This is a genomic window from Clostridioides sp. GD02404, from assembly GCF_045898275.1.
GTDB classification, from domain to species: domain Bacteria; phylum Bacillota; class Clostridia; order Peptostreptococcales; family Peptostreptococcaceae; genus Clostridioides; species Clostridioides difficile_A.
On the sequence record NZ_JBJOCA010000021.1, the window covers coordinates 39,449 to 60,289 of the forward strand.

Below are 20,841 nucleotides of genomic sequence, written 5' to 3' on the forward strand. Positions count from 1 at the left end.
GAGCATTTCCTTTTTTATGTAAAGAACAGAAAAATAGAAATGGAGGTTCTTAAGAACCTCTAGTCTACAGGATAATTGTTCTTAAAAAAAGAAAAGTATCATGTCTAATTGTTGTTTCAAAATAAGTATTATATCATTATACTTTATTTGGGTGCATATTTACCTTATACTTTATTTGGGTGCATATTTACCTTATAGCTACAACAATAGTTTCTTATTTAGCAGAGTTTATATGACTTGTACTATTCCCAAATTTTTTTCATCATCATAGTATCTATACTGATTTTCTTCATTTTTAAATGATGGTTCTAAAATATCTTCTTTATCGTAATAACGTAGAGCTTTTACAGTCAAACCAGATATTTTAGAAAACTGACTTATTCTATACATAATTACCTCCTTTGATTTTAATTGTAAACTATCCTCTGCACTGGAATGTTAGGAAAATTATAACGTATTAAAGATAGCTATACAATAAACTATTTATATATAATGTCTTATGGAATATAGAGTTAATATTCCTAGCAATTTATAATATCTTTTTAAAGTAATTTGCTTTATGGTTTGCATATTGAGAACATTGTATATAGTATTCAAATATGCTTATGCAATTTAATAAATATTACTTTGGGGCTTGAAAAGAGCATTGTAGGACAAGCCACAATATATGCTAGATGATATCATGTTAACTATAAATATAAAATAAACTTATTGGAGGAAATGAAATGTCAAGAATAACAGATATTACTGTGGTCGAACAGAGTGCATATTATGCTTTAGTAATAAAGAAAACAATTAACTTCATGGTTGAATTTCAAGAGTTTTCTGCTGAAGGATATGCCAAAATCATGGACTATATAAAAAGTAAAAATACTTTTGTAGCAGGAGCACCTATTGTCTGCTTTCACAATATGGACTTAGAAAACTTAAATATTGAAATAGGCTTTCCTACTGCAACTAAGATGGAAGGCGTAGATGATATTCAGGGTATAGAAATACCTGCACAAAAGATAGTTACTGCAATTGACCAAGGTGATTATATTTTGCAAGACCCTACATTAGAAGAATTGTTTGCATGGGTACAGAGTAGCCCCTATGAAATGCTTGGAGAAATTTATTATCAATACTTAAATACACCAAATCGCCCAACAAATGAACTATTGACTAAAATGATGTTGCCTATTCGTTAATATGAAGTATCAAAAATAAAACATGAAAATTTAAAACAGGAGTTGAACTTAAAATTTGATTGGAAAAAATCAATTTCGAGACAACTCCTGTTTTTTTGGTATAATATAATTTATAAGGCAGAAAAAGAGGTGAAGGAATGCTAAAGTATTGTTCAGTTGGAAGTGGCAGTAGTGGAAACTGCCATTATATAGGGTATAAAAATACTAATATACTAGTAGATGCAGGGTTAAGTGGAAAGAGAATAACTACAGGTCTTAAAGACATTGATGTAGATGCAGATAAATTAAAAGGAATATTTATAACACATGAACATGTTGACCACATAAAAGGGGCAGGTATATTATCAAGAAAATTTGATATACCAATATTTGCTAATATAAAGACATGGTGTTCTATGAAGGATAAGTTAGGAGATGTCAAAGATAAAAATATGAAAGTTTTTGAAAATGATAAAACTTATTCACTAGGAGATATTATAGTGAGACCTTTTTCAATAGAACATGATGCATCTGACCCAGTTGGATATAATTTCTATACAGAGAGTGATGAAAAGATATCTATAGCTACTGATATAGGATGTATAACTCAAAATATAAAAAAACATCTATATAAATCTAAGTTAGTAGTATTAGAATCAAATTATGACCCTAATATGCTTATGATGGGTTCATATACATATGCTTTAAAGAAAAGAGTAATGTCAGACACTGGACATTTATCTAATGAAGATGCTGCTAATTTCTGTGTTGAGCTGATTAATGAAGGTACAGAATCTATATTATTAGCTCACTTAAGTAAAGAAAATAACTTTCCAGAATTGGCATATGAGACTTCAAAAGGAGTATTAGCATCAAATGATATAGTAGTTGGACAAGATGTGAAGCTAGATGTACTATCACGAAATGATGTTTCTAATGTTTATGAAATGAAGTAGAGGTGAATAACTTTGCTAAAAAGAAATTTCGAAAATGTTGAAGATAATAAAATTTTATATTCTATAAAGCAAGGAATGATTTTAGCCATACCTGCTATTATGACTGGCTCAACTGCTCTTGTCATTTTAAATCTTCCAATAAGGGCGTATCAAGAATGTTTATCAAATTTATTTAATGGAGAAATCACAAAGATTCTTAACTTTATAAATGGCTCTACTTTAGGAATAATTTCATTAATAATATTATTAACAATAAGTTATAGTTATGGGAAAATATATGGGAGCAAGTATACAGTACTTGTTCCTATAGTTGCAATGTGCTCTTTTTTAGTGTTTTCAAGTGGCAATGAACTTAATTATATAGAAGTATTTAACACAAAGTGGCTATTTACAGCTATTATTGTCGCTATGACATCATCTGTATTGTTTGTAAAACTTACAGAATCTTTTGTCACAAGTGTAAAGTTTCATACAGAGGGAGCAGATGCAGACTTTAATATGGTAGTCTCAGCTATAGTTCCATTTATAATTGTAGTATTTTTATTTTCTATTTTTAGAGTAATAATGATAAGTTTAATTGGTAGTTCAAACTTTCAAGATATATTTTACGATTTATTTTCAAATGTATTTAGCAAAATGGGAAGAAATCTCATGAGTGCCTTATTATTTATTTTCTTGATGCATTTTATGTGGTTTTTTGGAATTCATGGGAGTAATGTTCTAGATACAGTTGCAAAAAGTTTATTTGAAAATAGTATGGCAATTAATATCAATTTAGTTAATAATAATCAATTGCCAACAGAAATCTTTACTAAGACTTTTTTTGATACAATGGTCTTGTTGGGTGGATGCGGTTCTTTGCTATGTCTAGTAATTGCGATTTTTCTTAGTGAAAAACGTATAAATGTAAGAAAGCTAGCCAAAATTGCTTCCATACCAGCTCTTTTTAATATAAATGAGATGTTAGTTTTTGGAATACCAATTGTTTTTAACCATATTATGTTTGTACCTTTTGTAATTACGCCTATAATCTTGACTATTACAAGTTATATAGCTATGTCTATAGGGTTTGTTCCATGTACAGTTTCTCCTGTAGAATGGACATCGCCTATATTTTTAAGTGGTTATATGGCTACAGGCTCTATAAGAGGAAGTATGTTACAATTGTTTAATCTATGTATTGGGGTTATGATTTATATACCATTTATAAAGATGTCGCAAAATAGATATACATATATGTTTAAAAATAATATAGAAAACTTAACAAATTTAGTAAAAAGGTATGAGTTAACAGGTGAACAGCCAAATCTTTTAAATTACAGTGGTAAAATAGGGTCAATTTCAAAAATGTTAGCTTCAGATTTAAAGTTCGCCATGAAAAGAGGAGAGATAGAACTTTTTTATCAACCTCAAGTCAATTATAATGGAAGTGTTGTAGGAGCAGAAGGATTACTTAGATGGAAACATTCAATAGGAGGATTCATTTATCCACCATTAGTTATAATTTTAGCTAAAGAAGAAGGGTTCTTAGATGAGCTTGGAGAGTATATTATTGATAAAGCATGTATTGACTTAAAGAAGAGTGAGAAGTTATTGAGAAATCCTGTTAAATTCTCTGTAAATATATCTCCAGACCAACTTGATGACCCTAAATTACCAGAGCAAATAAAAAATATCATTAATAGGAATGATATAAATCCTAATATGTTAGGTATAGAAATTACAGAACAGGTTGCATTATCAGGTTCGCAAATAATTATAGAACGTATCAATGCGATACATAACTTAGGAATAAAGCTAATTATGGATGATTTTGGTATGGGTCATAGCTCACTCATATATCTTCAAAATAATAATTTTGATATAGTTAAATTGGATGGTTCGTTAGTTAAAGAGATACTTACAAATAAAAGAAGTAGTGAAATTATAATGTCTATTGTAAATCTTTCAAAAAATTTGGAGTTTGACATAGTTGTTGAATATGTTGAAAATTTGAGTCAAAGAGATAAGCTATATGGATTAGGATGTGAGATATATCAAGGATATTATTATAGCAAAGCTGTAACTTTTGAAGAGTTTATAGAGTATGCAAATCAAGAAAGAGTGAGATAATTTTATAAGAGTTTATAGATTATATTAGGATATAAATGTGTAGCAAAATTAAGTTTAGGAGAAACATATGAATATAAGTATAGTTGTGGTAGGTAAAATTAAAGAGAAATATTTAAAATTAGGTATTGATGAGTTTAAAAAAAGACTTTCTAAGTACTGTAAGTTGGAAATTATAGAGTTGGACGATGAGAAAGCTCCAGAGAATTTGAGTGCTAAGGAAATGGAAATTATAAAAGATAAAGAAGGTAAGAAAATTTTAGGGAAGATAAAGCACAATAGTTATGTTATAGCTTTAGCCATTGATGGAAAGAATTTGTCTTCTGAGGAGCTTGCTAAGACCATGAGTGATTTAGCAGTTAGAGGTAATAGTAGTCTCTGTTTTATAATTGGAGGTTCTCTAGGGCTTTCTGATGAAGTCCTAGGAAGAGCTGATTATAGGTTATCTTTTTCTAGGATGACTTTTCCTCATCAGATGATGAGGTTGATATTGTTGGAGCAGATTTATAGAGCATATAGGATAAATAATGGGGAACCGTATCACAAGTAAATGCTACGGTTTTATTAAAAATAAATTTAAGAATGATAAGTTTGCATTAATTAGAAATGTAGTATGGCTTTTATTATTTATGTAAATATGATGATTAAATAAAACTAAAAAAATGGTATAATATTCATATAAAGTTTAAGGGGGATTAATATGGATATAATATCATTTATAAACTATAAAGGTGGAGTAGGGAAAACAACATTAACAGCAAATGTGGCATCAGAACTAGCATTTAGAGATAAGAGGGTACTAGTTGTAGATTTGGATCCACAAACTAACTTAACTCTTTCATTTATAGATATAGAAAAATGGAGAGAACTAGATACAAATGGAAAGACTATAAAACATTGGTATGATGAATTTTTAGATGCAGATTTAGATGAATCATTAAAAGATCTAATAATTATACCTGATAAAGTTAATAATAAAATAAGTAATATGGGTGCGAGTGGATGTGTCCATTTAATAAGTTCCCATCTAGAACTTATTAATTTAGATATGGAGTTAGCAACTAGATATGGAGGTAACTCTGAGAGGACTATAAGAAGTAGCTTTTTAAGATTGTTTTCAAGACTAAAAAAAGGATTAGAAGAAGTTGAAGATGACTACGACTTAGTATTAATAGATTGTCCACCTAATTTTAATATAGTAACACAAAATGCTATAATAGCAAGTGATATGTATGTAGTTCCTGCAAAAGCAGATTTTCTGTCTACACTAGGTATAGACCAATTAGTAAGACATATAGATGCATTAAAAGAAAAGTATAATACATATGTAGAACAAGATGATAGTAATAGATGGGCTACTATAGATCCTAAATTATCGGGAGTAGTGTTTACGATGATTACTGTTTATAATCAAGACCCAATACAAGCACAAAATGCATATATGCATCAAGTAAGAAGAGCAGGATATACTGTTTTTGAAAACTTCATAAGAAATAATAGTACTATGTTTGCAAACCCACCGGAATATGGTGTTCCAGTAGTACTTAAAGATGTTGATGGTTTATATTTAGATATAAGAAGAGAAATAGAATACGTTATAGATGAATTAGTTCAAAAGACTGGGATCTAGTTAATGAGGAGGTGATAACCATGTCTAACTCTAAAAAAGATTTTGCTATTGTTACAAAGTTATTTATGGATTTAATAAATAATCTATCAGAAGAACAATATAATAGTCTGATTAAAGGGACGGCAGATATACGATATTTTGAAAAAGGTATAGATAATGATAAAAAAGAAGCTTATTATAATATAATATATCACCTAGCCACTGAAGATGATTTAGATAAAAAAATAAATTTTATAAAAGAAAATAAATACTTATCTACAAAATCTAAGTTACTTGATTTTTGTAAATATTATAAGATAGATTTTAAAGTAAAAGATACTAATGATACTATAGTAAATAATATTATTCAATATGTAGATGATAATAAAGAAAATATAATATATAGAGTAGAAAAAGCAGAAGATATTCAAATGAATATATCTGATATAGCTAATAAACTAGAAAATATCATGGATGTTGAAGAAGCTAGAACATTAATAGCTAAATCTAAGGTTGTTGAAAATAAAACTAATATACTAAAATTAGCAAAAAAATTGAATGTATTCATAGATAGGGAATCATCATATGAAATTATTGTAGAGCATATAATAAAGTCAGTAGTAGAGGCTAAAATAAGATCATATACAATAAGAAAAAAAATATAATATAAAAAAAGTATGAACTGGACAATCATGGTAGTTTATACTTTTTTATTTCGCCCAAAATCAACCTCCTTTGGAGGTATAACGGGGAACCGTATCACAAGTAAGTGATATAACAGAATAAATAAAGTAAGGTAGATTAGGTATTCATTACCTAATCTACCTTACTTTATTAAATTGACGTATAAGCGCCATCCCACACTATTCTTTTATAATTTTCAGGATCAGTATCACCCTCTGTACTTATAACAAGTATTTTTGAATCTTTATTTATGTTTAGCTTATCAGCTATTTCTTTTAATCCATCTTCCTCTAAAATCAAACTTAAAATCCCTAAACCTACCGCACCAGATTCTCCAGATACAACATAAGGGTCTCCCTTTAGTGGGTTAGCAAGTATTCTCATTGCTCTTGCAGCTACATAATCAGGACAAGAAATATACATATCAGAATAATCTCTTAAAATATTCCAACCTATAGTGTTAGGTTCACCACAATTAAGCCCTGCCATTATAGTTTCCATAAAACCTGTAACAGCATGTGGTTTTTGGTCATTTATTTCTGCTGATTTAAATATACATGCTGCTTCATTTGGTTCAACTATAGTAGTTATTGGTCTATTGTTGCCAAATACATATTCTAGATATCCTTGTACAGTTCCAGCAAAAGAGCCAACCCCTGCCTGAAGGAATACATGAGTGGGGATTCCATTATCTAAAGAATTTATTTGCTCTATAGCTTCATCGATAAGAGTAACATATCCTTGCATAATCCAAGTTGGAATTTCTTCATAACCATCCCAAGCAGTATCTTGTATTATAACACCATTATTTTCATCAGCATATTTAGTAGCTAATCTTACTGCATCATCATAATTTAAGTCTGTTATAGATGCTTCTGCACCTTCTTTTCTAATATTATTTAATCTTATCTCAGAAGACCCTTTTGGCATAAATACTACTGATTTTTGTCCAATTTGATTTGCAAACCAAGCAATCCCTCTTCCATGATTTCCATCAGTGGCTGTTACAAAAGTTAAGTCTCCAAGCTTTTCTTTTATATTTTTACTATTTAGCATTTCAAAAGAAAGACTAGAAATATCCATATTTAATTTTTTTGCTATATATTTTCCAACCGCATATGAACCCCCAAGACTTTTAAATGCATTAAGTCCAAATCTATATGACTCATCTTTTAGCCAGATATCACTAACACCTAATTCATTAGCTAATTCACTTAAACTGTGAAGAGGAGTTACTTTATACTCTGAAAAGCTTCTATGGAAGTTTCTAATTTTTTCTATTTGTTCTTTGTTAATAAAGTTTACACTTACTTTAGATTTGTGTAAATTTCTTGCATTTTCATTTTGTATATATTTAATATCTTTTATGTTTCTCATAGTTTTTATCTCCTAAAATTGTTTATTATTTATTTCTTAATTATAATTATATTGACTAATTAGCAAAAAATATATAATAATATAGGCAATAAATATCGTTATATTATCAAGTTGTGTATGATTAAAAAAAATCGAAATTAGTAAAAGGAGACTAGATTTATGAAGGATAATATTGTTACTAATAAAAATAAAAAAGAAGTAACACAACAAGGTTCATTTGAATTCCCAATTACAGTCTATAAGACTAAAATAAGTGAAAATATTTTGGGATATATTGATTGGCACTGGCATGAAGAGTTACAATTTTGTATTGTAACAAAAGGTAATATTAATTTTAATGTTGATGGAGATTCAATAATTTTATTTGAAGGGGAAGGGATATTCATAAATGCAAAGCAATTACATCAGGCAAAAAATTATAAAGGAAGTGATTGCTCTTATATAAGTGTAGTTTTTAATTCAGACTTTATATCTAGCTTTGCAGGAAGTCTCATAAATATAAAATATATACAACCTTATATAGATAATTCTAGAATTAATTATTGTATTTTGAAAAATGATATTGACTGGAAATCGGTTATACTAAACAATATCTTTAAAATTTATGAAGAGTATAATAAAAAGGAAATGGGATTTGAATTACATATATTTATATTATTAATAGAAGTATGGAATATTTTAATAAAATCTTATTTTGTATCATTTCCTAATGATAATGCTAGAAATAATAGTTTGCATATAAGAAATATAATTGGCTATATATGTGACCATTATATGGAGAAAATCGAACTTAATGATTTAGCAAAAGAAGTTAATTTATCTAAAAGTACTTGTTGTCGTGAATTTAAAAAATATATGAATTGCACTATTTTTGAATATATTATTAATTACCGCTTGGTAGCTAGCTCAAATTTATTAATTTCAACTAATGATTCTATTTCAGATATAGCTTATCAGTGTGGATTTGGTAGTACTAGTTATTTTATTGAAAAATTTAAAATGAAAACAGGAGTATCACCATCTATTTATAGAAGACAAAAGACCAGTTTTTAATAAGATATTATTTTTATATAGAATAAAGTTTAAAAAATAAAGAATAAAAAATAGCATTAACCATGAAAAATGGCTAATGCTATTTTTATAATCAATATTAATTAATTTTATATTATAGAAATAAATTTTTCTAATGCTGGGTTTGTATTGTTTTTATTCCATACAACTACAACTTCAATTCTATTCTGTACTTCCTTTATAGGAACAATTGAAATATCATGCTCTATCATATTACCTACAGCACAAAATGAAGGTAATATGGATACACCCATATTAGAGGCTACTAGAGATTCAATAGTATTGAGATCATTTGAACGTTGTACCACATTAGGTACAAATCCTGCTTCACGATATCTATCTTGTATCATAGATTTTTGACCATATTCATCTCCTGTCTCCTTTACAAAAATAAATTTCTCATGTTGTAACTCAATTAAATCGATACACTCTTTATTGTAAAGAGGATGTCCAGGGGGTAAAAGGGCAACTAAAGAATATCTTGCTACAGTTTTATATTCAAAACCTTTTAATGGTTGATTTTCCGGATTAATAACAAAAGCAAGGTCCATAAAATTATTTTTCACTAAGTTTAAAAGCTCAGTCATCTCGTTAGTACAGAGTTCCATAGATATGTTAGGGTATGTATGAGAAAATTCTTTTAAATATTGCTGAAGTTTGTTTTTTTCATATCCGATTAAAATTCCAATGCTTAAAGTTCCAGAAAAACCATTTGCAAACTTTTGTGTTTTTGCAATAGCGTCATTGATATTTTTTATTATAGTGCGTGCCTCAGATAAAAAAACTTTTCCGGCTGGAGTTAGCTCAACGTGTCGTTTGCTTCTTGTAAACAGAGTTACATGTATCTGTTCTTCTAAGGCTTTAATTTGTTGTGTAACAGCAGTTTGAGAAATATAAAATTTTTCTGCTGTTTTGGTAAAACTTAAATTTTCTGCTACAGATATAAAATATTCCAATTGTTTAGTATTCAAAGAATCACCCCTTTTTAAACTTATCTTGCTTGTAAACATTAGTTATATAATTAAAACTTATTATAGTATAAGGAAACTTACTTTTAAATAATATTAGAAAATATTTGTATAAAAATATATGTTTAAATGTGCATTTACATTAAATTTTATAAATTTATTAATAAGAATAACTTATATATTCCCATAAAAACGATATTGGATTTGACTGAGTTTATCCCATAAAATGAAAGTATATCAATTGATAATAACCTAGATAAGAAAGGAGAAAAAATGGAAGATAAATTTTATGCAAAAGGTGAAGGTAATAACGGGTATATCAAAAACCTTGAAGTTTGTTCCTTTAACAACTTAGATGGAACTTGTGGAATGTTTCAAATGGCGCTTTATAAAAGAGACGAGAAATATTATTTATATGGGTGTTGTTTCGGTGGAAGTAAGAAAAATGGAGTAATGATTAGTGACATTACAAATCCTTATAATCCAGAATTTATTAAACACTTTCAAGTGTTAGATCCAAAAGAATATCCTACAACAACAACTCCAAAAATTCAAATAGCAGATGATTTAATGATAGTAGCCATGAGCTGTGGAAGTGGACCAGGAGCACTTGTTGACCAAGCTAAATTATCAAGTATTAAGTGTGAAGCAGGAATTAGAATATATAGTTTAAAAGAGGACCCTCTAAATCCTAAGTTTTTAGGATATTGGGATTGTGGATTAAAGCATGTAATGGGTGTTCATAGATTTATGTATAATGGTGGAAGATATGTACACTTATCAAGTGACTGCGTTGGATTTGAAGGAATGATTTATAGAATTATAGATATAATAGACCCAACTAATCCAGTAGAAATAGGTAAGTGGTGGAGACCAGACCAATATGCAGATGGATATCCAAATAGAACATTTGATCCAGGAGCACCTCATTGTCCAGAATTTATGGATAAAGGATGGCTTCATGGACCTCCATTTGTAAGAAATAAAAAAGCCTATTGTGGTTATGGAGGAGCCGGTTTAGTTGTGTTAGATGTTGAGGATTTAACAAGACCAAGATGTTTGGGCGAATTACCATTTATGCCTGCGTTTTCTAGCAGACTTGCAGGAGCAAGAACGCATACAGCACTACCATTACCAGGAAGGGATTTGGCTGTTGTTCAAAACGAAGGAGAACGTTTTCAGTTTTTTAAACCAGAGAATATTACAGATGTCCAAGCTATGAATAATATACATATGGTTGATGTTAGCAATCCAACAAAACCGACATTAATTGCTCAGTTTCCATATCCTGAAGTACCAAAAGATTTTCCCTATCCTAATTTTAATGTTGCAGGGCTAGGAAAACCAGGACCATTTGGACCACATAACCTTCACGAACCAATGGATAATAAGCCATGGTTAGAGCAAAGAGGAGATAGAGTGTATTGCTGTTATTTCCATGCAGGTTTAAGAGTTTACGATGTATCAGACCCATATTATATCAAAGAATTAGCATATTTTATACCACCAAATCCAAATAAAGCACAAGAAGAGTCTTATTTCCCAGGATTCCCTGGACCACGTTTAGCAGTAACAGAAGATATTATTGTTGATGATAGAGGATACATCATTATAGATGCTCTAGATGATGGGTTCTATATATTAAAAATGAAAGAAGATTAATAAACACTAAAGAGGGAGAGTTAAATATGAAAATATTAGGTATTTCTTTTGGAACGAAAAATGGAAATAATGACACAATGTGCAAAGTGGCACTTAAAGGAGCTCAAGAAGTTGGAGCTGAAGTAGAATTTATTCAAATGTCATCTCTTAATATTAAACATTGCACTGGGTGTTGTGCATGCGTTAAGACTTTATTATCTGGAAAAGGTAGTATGTGTATACTAAAAGATGATTTTGAATGGTTACTTGATAAAATAAAAGACGCAGATGGGATAGTATTCTCAGACCCAATATTCGAAGAAGGAGCATCAGGATTATTTCATACCATAATGGACCGTTTTGGGCCAAGAGTAGACAAGGGAAATAATATTATAGGAACAAAAGTTGCAGAAGCTACGGGGGGAAAAATTCCAGACCCAAGAATACTTAAAGATAAAGTAGTATCATTTATGGGAATAGGTGGTTCAGACTGGGGGACAAGAGTTCAATGTGAACATGCTATGTTAGCCCTAATACCAATGTGGAAAGTGATAGATAATGCTTGGTTTCCATGGGCAAAGGAACTAGTCATGAATGATGAAAAACTTGCTCAAGTTAGTCAAATAGGGATAAATATAGTTGAAGCAGCAAAAGATTTCGAAAAAGCTTCATACCAAGGAGAAGAAGGAGTCTGTCCACATTGCCATAATAGGTTATTCTACCTTGAACCAGGTACTAAAAAGTCAATATGTGCTCTATGTGGCATAGTTGGAGAATTAGACACAACAAGTGGAAAAACTATATTTAGTTTTCCAAAAGAGCAATTAGGACATGCTCATGACACTTTACCAGGTAAGTTTATACATGGTGATGATATTAAACGAATGGAAGGTCATTATGCAGAAGTTCGTAAAACAACAGAATTTAAAGAAAGAAAAGTAGCTTATAATTTTATAGAACCATTGATTAAAGAAAAGCAAGTTGAAGTTTCATTAGGAGAATAATTGAAATATAAAGGCTATTTTTAAGGAGTGTTATAGGAGGCCTATTATATGAAAAAGAAATCAAGTTTTAGACAAATTATATTTGTTAATACAGTAAGAAATATCTCTATAGTCTTTATAAGGTCAGTTGTAGCACTAATAATGCCACTATACTTAATTTATTTTGTAGTATCTACGATTGTAAATCCAGTAGCAACCAGGTTGGTAGAGATAAGGCAATCTAGAGAATATGCTAATTACAATATGGAAAATGGATAGAAAGAAAAAAGAAATATTAACACTGTCCATAGGGATTGCTTTATTACCTCCTTTATGGGCAGTGTTAGCACCTTACATAGGGATAAAGACTGGAGCTGTAGCATTAATTTGTGCAGGATTATATGTAACCAATGGCAATAAACAAAAAGATGGATTAAAAATAATGTTTGGTTTTTGGTGTGGAGATTTGTGGGCAGTATTGGCAATTTTAATTATGGAACATATAAACTTCAATCAAAACCTAGAATTATTTTTAACACTTAGTATATTAGGATTTTTTGCAGTTATAATCGCATCTTTATTTGAAAAAATACTTTTCTTACCATCATGGCTTTGTGGCTGGGCTATAGGTCTAACTATTATGACAGGTGAAAGCCTTATTAACTTACAGAGCATTTGTATTCAAATTGCTGTAGCTATGGCAGTAGGAGTGTGGTATGTGGGAGCAGGTGTAGATTTGTTTACTAGGGGTATTTTAAACAAAGACAAAACAATGGGAAATTGAAGCATGTGAATATAATTTGATTATGGGAGGGTGTTTATGGGGTTTGAATTTAAAATAATGAGGAGTTTAATATATGTAGGACTTGCTAAGGAAGAGTATAGACCCAAATTAATGGATTGGTTATATCGCTATCATATTCCAGATAGTATTAGTAATTTTGGGCCATATTGCACTAAATATGCTTTTTATCAGGCATATCCTACACCAAATGAAGGGGAACGTTTTGGTGTACGTAAGATGCAATTAACAGAGCATTATTGGCTTGTAGATGAACATATGCCTGAGATGGCAAATAGAATTATGACAGAATACATGCCTATGGATGTTCTTCGTTGGCAAGGATGCATACCAGATGTGGAGAATAAAAAGGTTCATGAGAATGCAGAAAGTGGAGATGCAGGGCGTGCAGTAGGTGGTGATAATGGATGTCCACCATTTATATTTGCTTTTGTCCCAATAAACTGGGAAGAAGATTTTAGAGGAAAAGGACGTACTGTACAAGATGGGCCAAATTATCGCTGGCAATTTATGATTAAGTATCCAGAGGGTATTTCTAAAGAAGAAGGAGAAAAATGGTTCTATGATGAGATAGTTCCATACTTTACAAACTGTTGCTATGTTAATCGCTTTGTAAGCAGTAAAATCATGATTAACTATGGTGCAACTGCATTTGACCGTGTAGTAGAATTATGGTTTGAAGGAGAAGAAGAGTGGTATAAAGCTGTAGTTGAAGATGCAAAATCATTTATTAAAAAACCAGCATGGGCACAAGAAGAGGAGTTTCCATATCTAAAGCCACAATTCAATATCGCATCAGTATTTTTAGGTGATATAGCAACGATGGATGCATATTCACAGTATCGTGGATATATTCCAATGAGATAAAAGTTATAAGATATTTATTAAAAAGTGTTTATGGTGTATTTAAAGATTAAGACATTCCTTTTATGATATAGAGTTGAAATAATAAAACTGTTATCATAAAGGGAATATTTTTATGTCTACAAAATATCAAAAGATTGTGAATACTATGTTTACTCAGGTATACCTAGATTTAGATTAGTAGAATTTTTACAAAGAAAAACTCAATAATATTGTATTCACTTTTTATGGTAAAATATAAAGAAATTTTAAAATAACATCTAAGGAGGAGTAAATATGATTTTATTGGTAGTTGATACACAAAAACTAATAACAAACGAAAAGTTATATAATTTTAATGAGTTTGTAGCAAATATAGAAAACTTAATTGATATAGCTAGAAAGAATAACATAGAGGTAATATATGTACGCCATGATGATGGGACTGAAAATGAGTTGACTAAGGGTAAAGATGGTTTTGAGATATATGAAAAATTTAAACCATACAATAAAGAAAAAATATTTGATAAAAAAGTAAACAGTGCTTTTAAGGAAACTGGTCTATTAGAATACTTAACAAATAAGGGTGAAAAAGATATAATTGTTGTTGGACTTCAAACAGATTATTGTATTGATGCAACTATAAAATGTGGGTTTGAGCATGGTTTTAATATGATAGTTCCAGCTTATTCAAATACAACTGTTGATAATTTATTTATGTCAGCAGAACAATCATATAAATACTACAATGAATTCATATGGAATGGGAGATACGCAGAATGCATTTCACTGGACGAAACACTTAAAAGAATGAAACAAATATAGACTATTTATAATAAAGAAAATTTAACCTACTTGGTTTTAAAATATTAAAGTCATAAGAGGTATAAGTTACTGAATCTTGTATTTAGATAAATTAATTTCAGAAAAATGATACTAGAGTACAATTAATAAACAAATCTAATGTATTAGAATGGTACAAGTAAAATAAGGCACATCAATTTTATTTTAAATTAATGTGCTTTTTTAGGTGGAACAATTTATTAAAAGTTAATATGATTTTTATTATTTAAATTACTTTTCTTGTGTTTCTTTACTAAAGAAACCTTTTTTATTTATAAAATCTACAATTGTACTACAGTATCTATTTTAGATAAGTATAATTTTTGTCTCAATCTAAAACAAAAGTTATACTTAAATGAAATTGAAAACAATAAAATTCTCCAATAAAATAAATATTGTGGAGGTGATGAAAGAATCCAATGATAATATGAAGACTAATCTTAATAAGAAAGTAGGGATTAATGGTAGTGGACAAAGAAATTGTATCGATTCTCCAGATTTTATTAAATAGCACATTGATTACAACTAATGGATTACAAGAGGAATCTAATTCTTCAAAAAGACAAATTACTTATAGAATAAATAAAATCAATGACATGCTTAAAGTAAAAAAAGTACCACTTATATGTTTAAGAGCTGATAAAGATATTATCGTTAGAAAAGAAACCAAAAAAGCAATTAAAGAAATTCTAGAAAAAAATTATTCTAAGAATACTTATTACTTTAGTAAAGAAGAAAGACTTTTATATATGTACCTAATGCTTTTTATTAATATGGAGGATATCTCAATTAACCATTTTACAAACTCTATAAAAGTGAGTAGGTCTACTGTAAATCTTGATTTTAAAGATTTAATACCAAATCTTGAAAAAAAGGGTATTGAAATCAAGAATAATCGTATAAGTGGCTATTATTTAGTTGGAAATGAGATGGAAATTAGGAGAGTACTTATTAAGAATATTATAGAAACTTTGTCTAATGAGAAAAGTTCAAGAGTATTTGATATTTTTATAGAAGAATATAATCTAGATAAATTTGAAGAAGCCAAAAAGATTATATTAAAGCTTATAAAAAGATATGAAATTAATTTTGTTGAGGATAGATTAATAGAATTTATTTATATATTTATCTTTCTAAAGGCAAGAATGTGTTCAACTAGAATAGTTACTCAAGAAAATATAGATATCCCTAGTATTGCAGTCATGAGTTCAATGAAGGAATATAAATTTGCTAAGGAATTGTTAGAAGTATATGAAAGTGAAGAAAATATAAGACCTCATAATATAATGTATATTAGTGCTTGGATTTTAGGTATATCAGTAGGAAATTATGAAGAAGACACAGAAGATAAGGCTGTAATTTCAGAAATTGTAAATAAAATGATGACAAGATTTGGGTATTTAAGTGGGGTTTATTATATAAGTCAAGAAAAGATATTTAAACAATTATATTCTCATTTTAGACCAGCTTATTACAGACTTTTATTTAAATTACCTATTTATAATCCAATTTGTGAAAAGGTAAAAGAAGAATATAGATTAGTCTATAGAATTGTAAGTAATGCAATGAAAGAATTCTGTGGCTTATTTGGAGAAGAAATTCAAGAAGAGGAGTTAGCATACTTAACAATGCACTTTGCAACTCTTTTCTCAAATAAAAAAGAGTTTGATGATTTTAGAAAAAGAATAGCATTAATAGTTTGTTCAAATGGTGTTGGGAGTTCAGCTATTTTACATGCAGAACTTACAAACTTATTTCCTGACTTACATTTTATACCAATGTCAGAATCGGTTGGATTAGAAAATATCAGTGAACCTGTAGACATTGTATTTACTACTAATTATAACACAGAAGGTTTAAAGACAGATGTGCCAGTGATTAAAGTAAGTCCTGTTATGACCACAAAAGAAAAGTATAAGATTACACGTGAAGTGTATATTCAATTGGGAGATATTTTCTTAAGACAACCTAAAATAGATGAGGTTATGAATATAATAAAAAAATATGCAAAAGTAACTTCTGAAAGTATGCTTTCAAGTGAGTTATTAGCTTATTTTGCACAAATAGAGAATTTTACATCCAAGGAAGGAGAGGGGCCTATGCTAAGTGAGATTACTAGTGAAACACTAATAAAATTAAAGGTAAAAGCTAAGAACTGGGAGGATGCTATTAGACAATCAGCTTCTGCCTTAGTTGAAAACAATAAAGTAACTGAGGGATATGTAGATGCAATGATTGACTCAGCAAAGGTATCTGGGCCATACATAGTAATTACAAAACATGTAGCACTTCCTCATGCTAGACCAGAAGCTGGGTCAAAAGAAATTGCGATAGGTATTGCTACTTTAGATAGCCCTATTGAGTTTGGAAATGATGAAAATGACCCAGTAAAATATGTATTTTGTTTAAGTGCAGTAGATAATAATAGTCATTTACGTGCTATGTCTGAACTGGTTGAATTATTGGAGCAAGATGAATTCTTTAGAGCGTTAGATACTGCTAAAGAAGGCAAAGAAATTATTGATTTTATAAAAAAACACGAATTATAAAGGAGGATTTAATTATGTATAAAATTTTAATCGCATGTAGAGCAGGAGTTGGCTCAAGTTTAATGTTAAAAATAAAGACTCAACAAATCATTAAAGAAAATAACTTTCCAATCGAAGTAGAACATGGTTCATTAGATTCATTAAATGGATTCAATGGAGATGCTGTAGAAACATTAATTGATGTTGCTGAAGAATTAGAAAAGAAAAATTTAAGATTTGATATAATTGGAATTCGTAATATTGTTGACCGCAACGAAATCAAGACAGCGCTAGAAAAATTTCTTGCTTCAAAAGAGGAATAAATTTAAGAAAATAGGGAGGAATGTTTATGGAGTTTATTATTAGTTTGTTGAGTACACCTGCTGTTTTGCTTGGTGTAGTTGCATGTATAGGACTGATTCTTCAAAAGAAATCAGCAGTGGAAGTATTTACTGGGTCTTCAAAAACACTTATTGGTTTTCTAATATTTGGTATTGGTGCATCTGCTATGACTGGCGCACTTCAAAATTTCAATAAATTGTTCCAGCAGGGGTTTGGAATTACTGGTGTTATAGCTTCACCAGAAGCAGCTACAGCACTTGCACAAAGTACATACGGTTTTGCAGTTTCATGTACATTAATTCTTGGATTCATACTAAATTTAGTATTTGCACGTATTACAAGGTTCAAGAATATTTTCTTTACAACAGGTCATAGTTTATTTTTTTCTTGTGTATTAGTTTTAATTATGAAAGCACATGGATTCGATAATACAATCACTATTTTAATAGGTGGAGTTATTTTAGGATTTATGTCTGCTGCACTACCTCAATTCTGTCAGCCATTTATGCGTGAGTTGACAGGTGGGGATGAACAAGCCATTGGTCACTTCAATATGATTGGTTATGGTTTATCAGGATATATTGGACGTTTATTTTCAAAACATAAAGATGATACAACAGAAACTATAGAATTTCCTAAGTGGTTATCAATATTTAGAGACTTTTTAATGGGTCTATCTATAGTTATGCTAATCTTATTTTATATTGCAACCTTAAAAGCTGGGAAGGCCTTTACTCAAGAAATTGCTGGTTCAACACATTGGTTAGTATTTCCACTTATAGAAGCATTTACATTTGTGGCTGGGATGTCAATACTGATGTCAGGTGTTCGTATGTTCTTAGCTGAAATAACTGCCGCATTTGTAATTATTTCAGAAAAATATATCCCAGGTTCACGTCCTGCACTGGATGTTCCAACAGTCTTCCCATATGCACCAAATGCAGTTATTATTGGATTTATTTCAGCATATGCTGCTGGTCTATTAGCAATTGCTATTATGGCATCATTTCCTAGTATATTCCCTGTAGTAATTATTCCAGCTGCTCATATATGTTTTTTTTCAGGTGGTACAGCTGCAATATTTGGTAATACCTCAGGAGGATGGAGAGGAGCTATTGCAGGGTCATTTGTTGTAGGATTATTACTTGCATTTTTACCAGTGATATTATATCCAGTTTATGGGACTCTTGGTATAGAGGGCGCAACTTTCCCAAACATTGATTATAACGTAGTTGGTTCAATATTACATAATATTTTACAATTTATAAAGCCTATCTAGTCTAAATCAATGATATAAAAGTCATAGGTATGGTTGATATAATTTAAAGGAGGGCAAGTCTATTATGAAAAATACACTATCTGCATTTCTAGACACTCTATCTACTGAAGTATCAGAGTTTATTTCATCAATAGATGAAATATCTATAAATAAAGCATGTGATTTAATTTTTGAAGTTGAAAAGAATCATGGACGTGTACATGTGACTGGTATTGGTAAACCAGGACATGTATCAGGGTATATTTCTTCATTACTTTCATCTACTGGAACACCAGCATATATATTACATGGTACAGAAGCAGTACATGGTTCAAGTGGTCAAGTAGTAGCTGGGGACGTTGTTATTGCAATATCAAATAGTGGAGAGACTCAAGAATTAAAAGCAACTATTGAGACACTAAAAGTAAATGGAGCAAAGATAATTGGTGTAAGTGGTAATACTAATTCATTCTTAAAGGATGTTTCTGATATATTTTTATTTGCAGGTGTTAAACATGAAGGTGATTGTCTTAATAAGGCTCCTCGTGCTTCAATTCTTGCAGAAACTATAGTATTACAGTCATTAAGTGTTGCATTACAATATGCTAAAGGACTTGATGTACAACAGTATTTGAAGTGGCATCCAGGAGGAAGCCTTGGAAAGTCTATTAGAGAGGAAATGTAATTTTATGAAATATAAAGGTATTATATGCGCAATGATAACACCTTTTGATGAAAACCAAAATATAAATCCACAAGCAACATGTGAGTTAATTGACTATCTAATAGATAAGGGAGTTTATGGATTATTTATTTTGGGAACTAATGGTGAATGTCATGTACTAACAGATGATGAAAAGGTTGAATTTGCAAAAATTGTTATCAATCATACTAATAATCGTGTACCTGTTTTTGTTGGGGCAGGTGGTAACTCAACCCGTGAAGTTATAACTTTGTCCAAAAGAATGGAAGAAATAGGTGCAAGTGCATTATCAATTATCACTCCATATTTTGTGACACCAACACAACAGGAATTAATTTTACATTATAAGTCTATTGCTGATTCAGTTAATTTGCCTATTATGATGTATAATATGCCAGGTAAGACAGGGATTAATATTGAACCTGACTCAGTGCGTGAATTATCAAAGATAAAGAATATTGTTGGCATTAAGGATAGTAGTGGTAGACTTGACAACATGAAAGCTTATATTGAAGCAACTGAGGGTGAGGATTTTAGTGTATTTTCAGGTTCAGATTCACTTATTCTTGATAGTTTGAAGGCTGGTGGGAAAGGTGCCGTTGCTGCAACAGCAAATTTCCTCACAGAGATTGATATTGCTATTTATGAAAACTTTATGAATGGGGATTTAGAAAAAGCTCAAGAAGCTCAAAATAGTATTGAAGAACTTCGCCGTATTCTAAAGCTTGGAACAATTCCATCTGTTATAAAAAAAACTGTTGTCTTGAATGGAATTAATGTTGGAACTGCACGACTTCCTGCAACTGAACCAATTGGAGAAGCTCTTGAAGAAATTAAGCAAGTGGTCGAAAATTATAGAGAAATGCTTAATAAACATAGTTAGAATAGACAATATAACGAGAAGAATCAGATTTGTATGTGAATAATATATGCTTTATTAAAAGCAATTTAACTT

At 29.8% G+C, this 20,841-nt stretch carries 21 protein-coding genes; 18 read left to right on the forward strand and 3 right to left on the reverse strand.

The window, feature by feature from the left end:
- Positions 1 to 228: 228 nt before the first annotated feature.
- Positions 229 to 390: a MerR family DNA-binding transcriptional regulator gene (locus tag Q3287_RS13235; RefSeq protein ID WP_407964181.1), complete on the reverse strand. Its 162-nt coding sequence runs from the start codon at positions 388 to 390 to the stop codon at positions 229 to 231.
- Positions 391 to 725: 335 nt separating this feature from the next.
- On the opposite strand from Q3287_RS13235, the gene Q3287_RS13240 reads away from it, so the two are divergent.
- From Q3287_RS13240 to Q3287_RS13265, 6 genes are all read left to right on the forward strand, one after another.
- The gene (locus Q3287_RS13240; protein ID WP_054272069.1) at positions 726 to 1,190 is read left to right on the forward strand and encodes a GyrI-like domain-containing protein; all 465 of its coding nucleotides are present in this window, start codon (positions 726 to 728) and stop codon (positions 1,188 to 1,190) included.
- A 137-nt stretch (positions 1,191 to 1,327) separates the two neighbouring features.
- Positions 1,328 to 2,125 (forward strand): MBL fold metallo-hydrolase, encoded by a 798-nt coding sequence (locus Q3287_RS13245; RefSeq protein ID WP_407814379.1) that lies wholly within the window; start codon positions 1,328 to 1,330, stop codon positions 2,123 to 2,125.
- A gap of 12 nt (positions 2,126 to 2,137) precedes the next feature.
- Complete coding sequence (locus tag Q3287_RS13250) at positions 2,138 to 4,237, forward strand: EAL domain-containing protein (RefSeq protein ID WP_054277829.1); 2,100 nt, start codon at positions 2,138 to 2,140, stop codon at positions 4,235 to 4,237.
- A gap of 67 nt (positions 4,238 to 4,304) precedes the next feature.
- Positions 4,305 to 4,784, forward strand: coding sequence for a 23S rRNA (pseudouridine(1915)-N(3))-methyltransferase RlmH (gene rlmH / locus Q3287_RS13255; protein WP_054272067.1), 480 nt, complete (start codon positions 4,305 to 4,307; stop codon positions 4,782 to 4,784).
- A 150-nt stretch (positions 4,785 to 4,934) separates the two neighbouring features.
- Complete coding sequence (locus tag Q3287_RS13260) at positions 4,935 to 5,864, forward strand: ParA family protein (protein WP_407964182.1); 930 nt, start codon at positions 4,935 to 4,937, stop codon at positions 5,862 to 5,864.
- Between the two features lie 20 nt (positions 5,865 to 5,884).
- Positions 5,885 to 6,508, forward strand: coding sequence for a hypothetical protein (locus tag Q3287_RS13265; protein ID WP_407964183.1), 624 nt, complete (start codon positions 5,885 to 5,887; stop codon positions 6,506 to 6,508).
- Positions 6,509 to 6,677: 169 nt separating this feature from the next.
- On the opposite strand, the gene dpaL is transcribed toward Q3287_RS13265, so the two are convergent.
- Complete coding sequence (dpaL, locus tag Q3287_RS13270; protein WP_407964195.1) at positions 6,678 to 7,895, reverse strand: diaminopropionate ammonia-lyase; 1,218 nt, start codon at positions 7,893 to 7,895, stop codon at positions 6,678 to 6,680.
- Between the two features lie 168 nt (positions 7,896 to 8,063).
- Between dpaL and Q3287_RS13275 the strand changes: the two genes are divergently transcribed.
- The gene (locus Q3287_RS13275) at positions 8,064 to 8,957 is read left to right on the forward strand and encodes a helix-turn-helix domain-containing protein (RefSeq protein WP_407964184.1); all 894 of its coding nucleotides are present in this window, start codon (positions 8,064 to 8,066) and stop codon (positions 8,955 to 8,957) included.
- Positions 8,958 to 9,064: 107 nt separating this feature from the next.
- Here Q3287_RS13275 and Q3287_RS13280 read toward each other — a convergent pair whose 3' ends face one another.
- On the reverse strand, positions 9,065 to 9,946 hold the full coding sequence (locus Q3287_RS13280; protein WP_219674272.1) for a LysR family transcriptional regulator: 882 nt from the start codon (positions 9,944 to 9,946) through the stop codon (positions 9,065 to 9,067).
- A gap of 270 nt (positions 9,947 to 10,216) precedes the next feature.
- Between Q3287_RS13280 and Q3287_RS13285 the strand changes: the two genes are divergently transcribed.
- The 11 genes from Q3287_RS13285 (at position 10,217) to dapA (ending at position 20,769) form a co-directional block, all read left to right on the forward strand.
- Positions 10,217 to 11,605: an LVIVD repeat-containing protein gene (locus Q3287_RS13285; RefSeq protein WP_407964185.1), complete on the forward strand. Its 1,389-nt coding sequence runs from the start codon at positions 10,217 to 10,219 to the stop codon at positions 11,603 to 11,605.
- Positions 11,606 to 11,631: 26 nt separating this feature from the next.
- Entirely contained in the window at positions 11,632 to 12,588 is a 957-nt protein-coding gene (locus tag Q3287_RS13290) for an NAD(P)H-dependent oxidoreductase (protein ID WP_219674270.1), read from the forward strand.
- Positions 12,589 to 12,636: 48 nt separating this feature from the next.
- The gene (locus Q3287_RS13295) at positions 12,637 to 12,846 is read left to right on the forward strand and encodes a hypothetical protein (protein WP_407964186.1); all 210 of its coding nucleotides are present in this window, start codon (positions 12,637 to 12,639) and stop codon (positions 12,844 to 12,846) included.
- The gene (locus Q3287_RS13300; RefSeq protein ID WP_054272060.1) at positions 12,839 to 13,351 is read left to right on the forward strand and encodes a DUF1097 domain-containing protein; all 513 of its coding nucleotides are present in this window, start codon (positions 12,839 to 12,841) and stop codon (positions 13,349 to 13,351) included. The genes Q3287_RS13295 and Q3287_RS13300 overlap by 8 nt, the downstream gene beginning before the upstream one ends.
- A 36-nt stretch (positions 13,352 to 13,387) precedes the next feature.
- Positions 13,388 to 14,236: a hypothetical protein gene (locus tag Q3287_RS13305; protein WP_054272059.1), complete on the forward strand. Its 849-nt coding sequence runs from the start codon at positions 13,388 to 13,390 to the stop codon at positions 14,234 to 14,236.
- Positions 14,237 to 14,509: 273 nt separating this feature from the next.
- Positions 14,510 to 15,037 carry a cysteine hydrolase family protein gene (locus Q3287_RS13310; protein WP_407964187.1) on the forward strand — a complete coding sequence of 176 codons (528 nt, stop codon included), beginning with the start codon at positions 14,510 to 14,512 and terminating at the stop codon, positions 15,035 to 15,037.
- 479 nt (positions 15,038 to 15,516) lie between these two features.
- A complete protein-coding gene (locus Q3287_RS13315; protein ID WP_407815030.1) occupies positions 15,517 to 17,604 on the forward strand; it encodes a BglG family transcription antiterminator in 2,088 nt (695 codons plus the stop codon).
- 14 nt (positions 17,605 to 17,618) lie between these two features.
- Entirely contained in the window at positions 17,619 to 17,906 is a 288-nt protein-coding gene (locus Q3287_RS13320) for a PTS sugar transporter subunit IIB (RefSeq protein ID WP_054272057.1), read from the forward strand.
- Positions 17,907 to 17,932: 26 nt separating this feature from the next.
- Positions 17,933 to 19,204 carry a PTS ascorbate transporter subunit IIC gene (locus Q3287_RS13325; RefSeq protein ID WP_054272056.1) on the forward strand — a complete coding sequence of 424 codons (1,272 nt, stop codon included), beginning with the start codon at positions 17,933 to 17,935 and terminating at the stop codon, positions 19,202 to 19,204.
- A 64-nt stretch (positions 19,205 to 19,268) separates the two neighbouring features.
- Positions 19,269 to 19,868 carry an SIS domain-containing protein gene (locus Q3287_RS13330; protein WP_054272055.1) on the forward strand — a complete coding sequence of 200 codons (600 nt, stop codon included), beginning with the start codon at positions 19,269 to 19,271 and terminating at the stop codon, positions 19,866 to 19,868.
- Between the two features lie 4 nt (positions 19,869 to 19,872).
- The gene (dapA, locus tag Q3287_RS13335) at positions 19,873 to 20,769 is read left to right on the forward strand and encodes a 4-hydroxy-tetrahydrodipicolinate synthase (RefSeq protein WP_407964196.1); all 897 of its coding nucleotides are present in this window, start codon (positions 19,873 to 19,875) and stop codon (positions 20,767 to 20,769) included.
- Positions 20,770 to 20,841 lie beyond the last annotated feature (72 nt).